Here is a 7417-nt window from a genome sequence, read left to right as displayed (position 1 = left end):
TCAATCCAGTACCTTTGTCGTTCAAAGGGGTAAGTAGGCAAAGGCAAACGATGACGCTGCTCATGGGTATAAAATCCCGACCAATCTATTTCAACACCAGAAAGCCACAACCGACCTAATGTTTGCAACAACCAGGGAACATCCGATTGCTGTTCTTTAACATGGCGTAACGAAGTGAATACCTGTTGCTTGGCATTTCCATCCAAATGCTGTGTCGTTAGTGTACTTAAAGTTCGCCCTGGTCCTACCTCCAGAAAAACACCTTCAAATTGCTGTATGAGTTGGGATATCCCATCTGAAAATCTGACAGTTTCTCGTAAATGTTCACACCAATAATTCGGATTTGTCGCTTGCTCTTTACTAATCCAACTACCAGTTACATTCGAAATAAACCGGATGCGTGGTGGATTCAGTTTGACTGTTTTTATCACCTCAATAAATGCTGGCAATATTGGCTCCATCATCGCCGAATGAAATCCATGAGATGTATGCAACAGCCGACATTCAACTTCTTGAGAGGATAATTGCTTTTCTAGGGCTGCAACTGCCTGGTTTGTTCCCGAAACTACACAAGAAGATGGGCTGTTAATTGCTGCGATTTGTAGAGATGTTTGATACAACTTTTGTGCAGACAGCAGCAATTGCACATCTTTTTCTGGTAGCCTAATTGCCAGCATACTCCCAGAGGGCAACTGTTGCATCAACTGTCCTCTTTTTGCCACAATTTTTAAGGCATCTTCCAGAGAAAATACATCTGCAATGGTTGCGGCAACATATTCCCCAATACTATGACCAATCATTGCTTCTGGTCGCACACCCCAAGACATTAATAATTGAGTCAGGGCGTACTCTGTAACGAATAACGCGCTTTGGGTGAAGGCTGTTTGTTGTAGTTGCAAACAAGCTGCTTCAGTATCTTCTTCTCTGGGATAAAGTAGGGAACGGATATCAATGCCCAGATGGGGTTGCAAAATCACAGCGCAAGTATCTACATGTTTTTTAAATGTCGGTTCGACCTCATACAGTTCCCGACCCATGTTTGCATATTGTGACCCTTGTCCTGAAAACATCAAGATTACTGGCTGTTGTCTATGCTCTTGACATACAGTAAAAATCCGTTCCTGCGCCTGTGTTGCCAAGACACTTACAGCATCTTTAACACTCTCACACACCAAAATTCGGCGATGGTTAAAAGCTCTACGACCCACTTTTAGAGTGTGAGCAACATTAGCTAAATTTATATCTGGATATTGGTTTAAATACGTAACCAAATTTTCAGTTGCAGTATCTAAGGCTGTGCTAGTTTTGGCTGATAATAATATCAATTGCCAAGGTCTAGAGTCATCAAAATATTTAATGTCAGGGGCTTCTTCCAGAATCAGATGGGCATTAGTTCCACCAAAACCTAAGGAACTAACTCCTGCTCTCCGGGGAGTATTGTTAGCTTTCCACTCGGTAAGTTTAGTATTAACGTAGAAGGGGCTGTTGACAAAATCAATCTCAGGATTGGGAGCTTCAAAATTTATACTAGGAGGTATTTGTTTATATTTTAATGCTAGGACAGTTTTGATCAGACTTGCAACACCAGATGCTGTGTCTAGATGTCCAATATTTGGTTTTACTGAACCTACAGCGCAGAAGCCATTTCTTCGCGTAAAAGCACGAAAAGCCTTAGTGAGCGCAGCAATTTCTACTGGGTCTCCAGCAGCTGTTCCAGTTCCATGAGTTTCTATATAGGAAATATCATCAGCATCTATTCCAGCATTTGCCAGAGCCTCTACAATAACTTCAGCCTGGCCATTTACACTAGGTGCTGTATAGCTAACTTTTAAAGAGCCATCATTATTGATTGCTGAACCTTTAATAACTGCATGAATGTAATCTCTATCTGCTATTGCATCTTTTAATCTTTTTAAAACGACTATTCCCAGTCCACTGCCGAAAATAGTACCCTGTGCTTTAGCATCAAATGCCCGACAATGACCATCAGGAGACAAAATTCCGTCCTCTTCATATAAGTAACCTGACTTTTGTGGAACTATAATCGTAACCCCACCTGCTAAAGCAATATCACACTCTTCATCAAGTAAACTTTTGCAGGCTAAATGTACAGCAACTAATGAAGTAGAACAGTAAGTTTGGATACCTACACTTGGTCCTTTTAAATTTAATTTATACGATATATTAGTGGTCAAAAAATCTTTGTTCAGAGTATAGTTATTGGAAATATTTATTAAATTAACGTTTTCATATATATTGTGAAAAAAGTAACTATTTGTGCTAATACCGGCATAAACCCCAATCAAACCTTCATAGTTTTCTGGATCGTATCCAGCGTTTTCAAGAGCTTCCCAAGCACATTCTATGAATAGGCGATGTTGGGGGTCCATTACTTCAGCTTCTCTAGGGCTGCAACCAAAGAACTTAGCATCAAAATACTCAATGTCTTCTAATACAGGTGCTGCTTTAACATAATTGGATTCGTTTAAAACTTCCTCTTCAAGATTTAAATCTACTAAATCATGATTGGAGAAAAATGAAATAGACTCAACACCATTTTGAAGATTATGCCAAAAATCATCAATATTTTTTGCCCCAGGTAAACGGCCAGACATTCCCACTATTGCTATATCTATATTTGCTGTTTGTTCTTGTTTTATATTGGTATTCATAATTTCTCGCTCTAGATAAATTAACTGAAGTTAACATATTTTAGTTACTTTGGATTTTCATCTGTCTTCTTTTCTGTCCTCGGCTTAGTCTTTGTTCAAAAGCATTTTCCTGAGATTCTTCAGGAGTAAAAATCTTTGCCATAGAACTGATATTCGGACATTCATAAAGTTTGGCAATAGAAATATTTACATGAAATACCTTATTTAAGGTTGCAATCAGTTGAATACCTATCAGTGAATCACCACCAAGTTCAAAAAAATTATCATAGATTCCTATCCTTTCAATCCCAAGGATTTGTTGCCAAATTTCAAATAGCTGTTGCTCAATTTTATTTCGAGGAGCAACATAATCATTACTTAATTCAGGTCGAGGATATTTTGAGCTAGATAGATTGGCAATTTCTAAAAATTCTAGAGATTGTATTTGTTTGGAAGAATTATAATGTTTGAGTTTATCCAAGAAGTCAGAGGTAGATATTACAACTTGAGATATTGTATTTGCCAAAGTACGTAGAAAAACCTCTACACCCTCATTAGGTAATATACCTTGTTTAAGCTCTTCTATTCGTGATTCTTGGAGGTGTTGAGGAACTCCTGTGTTTACAGCCATTCCAATTTCTTGCCAAGCATCCCAGTTGATACTTGTAGTAAATTTGCCATGTTTTGAGGCATTACGGTGAGCAAAGGCATCAAGAAAAGCATTTGCTCCACAATAGTCTACTTGTCCAAAATCCCCTAAAATTGAGGTGCTTGATGATACTAGAATAAAGAAATCTAACTGAATATTTTTGACAAGTGAATCAATAACTACTGTACCTTTGACTTTCGGAGCCAGAATACTTTCTGCTTCTGCTTGAGTTTTTCGCTGAATGACACCGCCTCCAGGAATTCCAGCAGCATGGATGATACCGTTTAACTGACCAAATTGCTGTTGAGTTCGAGTAATGACACTTTGCATTTTTTCGATGTTACTCACATCAGCACTCACCACTAAAACTTCTGCACCTAAGTCTTCGATTTCTTTAACTTTGCGAATTTTGTAGCTAGTCCTATCAGTTTCATCGTGAGTAGCAAGCCATTGAGACCATTCGTCTTTTTTGGGTAAACCAGAACGTCCTATCAATACTAGTTTTGCTTGTACACTTCGAGCCAAATATTTTGCCAAAACAAGTCCAATATCTCCGAGTCCACCTGTAATTAAATAGACTCCTTTTTCTCTTAGTCGAGGCTTTTCGATTTTAGCTTTATCGAAGCGCACAGGTTCAAAAGTTTGTACCCAACGGTTCAAACCTCGATAAGCAATGAGTTTTTCCGAATCAGGAACTTTCAGTTCCGCCAGCAATTGTTCTACAAGTTTTTCTTCTTGCCAATTTCGTTGTTTTGCAAGTATAACATCAATACTACGACAGTTTATATTTGAATATTCTTGAGATATGACTTTAATTGGCCCAAGTAAAGTAGCTTTCTCCGGAGAAATTACTTCATTACCATTTACTGACTGTAGGTCGTTAGAAATAACTGTAATTTGAAAATTATCACTAGTTTCTAGTTTTCCCAAAGCTTGAGCAAGAAATAGTAGGCTGTAAAATCCTATTGTTTGAGCTTTTTCGACTTTTTCAATTTCTAATTCTTCGTCACTACTAGGTGTAACATTCCATAAATGAACAATCGTTTTTGGCAACTTATTTTGCTTAGAAAGCTCCTGGAGTAAAATATCGTATTCATAATTATTTTTCGGATTAATAGTATATTGAGATTCACTTAGTATGGTAAAACTCTCACCAACTTTTACAGTAATTACATCCTGGTTTTGTGTTTCTAATTGTTTGACCAATTTACTACCCAAGCCACACTCATCGATAAACACCAAAGTGCAGGACTTCTCAGATGCTAATTCTTGATGTTCAAGTTGTAATGGTGGTAACGAAGGCTTCCAAAAAGGGATATAAAACCAGTCGGCTATATCAGGTTTTTTACCCAGTGATACTGGAGTGTGACGCTCATCTTGTCCTTGCTTGTTAGGTTCAATCCAGTACCTTTGTCGTTCAAAGGGGTAAGTAGGCAAAGGCAAACGATGACGCTGCTCATGGGTATAAAATCCCGACCAATCTATTTCAACACCAGAAAGCCACAACCGACCTAATGTTTGCAACAACCAGGGAACATCCGATTGCTGTTCTTTAACATGGCGTAACGAAGTGAATACCTGTTGCTTGGCATTTCCATCCAAATGCTGTGTCGTTAGTGTACTTAAAGTTCGCCCTGGTCCTACCTCCAGAAAAACACCTTCAAATTGCTGTATGAGTTGGGATATCCCATCTGAAAATCTGACAGTTTCTCGTAAATGTTCACACCAATAATTCGGATTTGTCGCTTGCTCTTTACTAATCCAACTACCAGTTACATTCGAAATAAACCGGATGCGTGGTGGATTCAGTTTGACTGTTTTTATCACCTCAATAAATGCTGGCAATATTGGCTCCATCATCGCCGAATGAAATCCATGAGATGTATGCAACAGCCGACATTCAACTTCTTGAGAGGATAATTGCTTTTCTAGGGCTGCAACTGCCTGGTTTGTTCCCGAAACTACACAAGAAGATGGGCTGTTAATTGCTGCGATTTGTAGAGATGTTTGATACAACTTTTGTGCAGACAGCAGCAATTGCACATCTTTTTCTGGTAGCCTAATTGCCAGCATACTCCCAGAGGGCAACTGTTGCATCAACTGTCCTCTTTTTGCCACAATTTTTAAGGCATCTTCCAGAGAAAATACATCTGCAATGGTTGCGGCAACATATTCCCCAATACTATGACCAATCATTGCTTCTGGTCGCACACCCCAAGACATTAATAATTGAGTCAGGGCGTACTCTGTAACGAATAACGCGCTTTGGGTGAAGGCTGTTTGTTGTAGTTGCAAACAAGCTGCTTCAGTATCTTCTTCTCTGGGATAAAGTAGGGAACGGATATCAATGCCCAGATGGGGTTGCAAAATCACAGCGCAAGTATCTACATGTTTTTTAAATGTCGGTTCGACCTCATACAGTTCCCGACCCATGTTTGCATATTGTGACCCTTGTCCTGAAAACATCAAGATGACTGGACAGTGACCTGGCTTGTGGTGGTAACTAAAAATACGTTGTGGGTATTGGCTGTTAAGCGATTTCACTGCATCATTTGGGTCTTGGCAAATCACGATGCGGCGATAGTCAAAAGCTCGACGACCTACTTGTAGGGTGTGAGCGACATCTGGTAGGGGAATATCGGGGTTTTGCTCTAAATAATCACGCAATTGTGCTGTTGCAGTGTCTAAAGCTGTGCTGGTTTTGGCTGAGAGCAACAACAATTGCCACGGACGGGAGTGTAGAGACGCGCCAAGTTGCGTCTCTACTGGAGCTTCTTCCAAAATAACATGGGCATTAGTCCCGCCAATACCAAAAGAACTCACACCAGCTCTGCGGGGTGTTCCATTGTTTTTCCACTCGGATAATTTGGTATTGACGTAAAAGGGGCTATTGGCAAAGTCTATCTGTGGATTTGGCTCTTGAAAGTGCAAACTTGGAGGTATTTGTTTATGTTTTAATGCCAGAACTGTTTTAATTAAGCCTGTTACACCAGCTGCTGTATCCAAATGTCCCACATTGGTCTTGACTGAACCAATAGCACAAAAACCTTTTTTACTTGTGCTAGCACGAAAAGCTTGTGTGAGAGCTTTAATTTCAATCGGGTCTCCTAAGATAGTTCCTGTACCGTGTGTTTCTACATAAGAAACAGTCTCAGGTTCGACTCCAGCTAAAGCTAAAGCTTCTAAAATAACCTTCCTTTGACCATCAACACTAGGGGCTGTATATCCAACCTTTAAAGAGCCATCGTTATTAACAGCTGAACCCTTGATTACTGCATAAATAAAATCACCATCAGCAATAGCATCCTCTAATCTTTTCAAGACTACTACACCTAAACCACTGCCACCATTAGTTCCTTTCGCTTGAGCGTCAAAAGCTCGACAATGACCATCAGGAGAATGAATTCCTCCTTGTTGATAGTGATAACCAGTTTTTTGCGGCACTTCAACGCTAACACCCCCTGCTAAAGCTATATCACTTTCACCATTTAGTAAACTTTGGCAGGCTAGGTGGACAGCAACCAATGATGTGGAACAGGCTGTCTGAACATTGATACTTGGCCCTCTTAAGTTTAATTTATAAGAAATTTGTGTTGGGAGAAAATCCTTATCATTGCCAATAGTAATACTGCCTTCTGATTCCATCAAATCCCGATGGGAATATAAGTTTGATAGCAGATAGGAACTGGCAGCAAGACCAGCGAAAAGACCTATTTGACCGCTATAAGTTTCCGAATTATAGCCAGCATTTTCTAAAGCTTCCCAAACACTTTCCATAAAAAGACGGTGTTGTGGGTCTGTAAGTTCAGCTTCTCTGGGGGAAAAACCAAAAAATGAAGCATCAAATAACTCTATATCTTCTAATATACCGCTTGCCTTCACGTAATTGGGTTCGTTAAGCAATGATCGATCTACCCCAGCAGATATTAGTTCTTCATTCGTGAAAAAAGAAATTGACTCTACGCCATCCCGCAGGTTGTTCCAAAAGCTATCAATTTCATTTGCTCCCGGAAAACGACCCGCCATACCAATAATAGCAATCTCGTCCTGAAGATTCTCATTTAAGCTATGAATAAAATTATTAGCTATATCCATAAGTCAAAACCTGATAATAAAT

General features: G+C 39.4%; 2 protein-coding genes. Both read right to left on the bottom strand.

The features are described from left to right. Window positions 1–2672: type I polyketide synthase (locus HWQ42_RS10085; protein ID WP_292811484.1), on the bottom strand; the 2672-nt coding region annotated here is incomplete at its 3' end. A gap of 40 nt (window positions 2673–2712) precedes the next feature. Further along, window positions 2713–7395 carry a type I polyketide synthase gene (locus HWQ42_RS10080; protein WP_292811481.1) on the bottom strand — a complete coding sequence of 1561 codons (4683 nt, stop codon included), beginning with the start codon at window positions 7393–7395 and terminating at the stop codon, window positions 2713–2715. Window positions 7396–7417: the final 22 nt, after the last annotated feature.

The organism is Nostoc sp. JL23 (assembly GCF_017115065.1).
Classification (GTDB): domain Bacteria; phylum Cyanobacteriota; class Cyanobacteriia; order Cyanobacteriales; family Nostocaceae; genus Nostoc; species Nostoc punctiforme_A.
This window is presented reverse-complemented; position numbering and strand designations above follow the sequence as displayed.

Bases quoted from the DNA above. Each gene is read 5' to 3' on its own strand.
- HWQ42_RS10080 (WP_292811481.1), bottom strand. From the start codon at position 7,395: ATGGATATAGCTAATAATTTTATTCATAGCTTAAATGAGAATCTTCAG.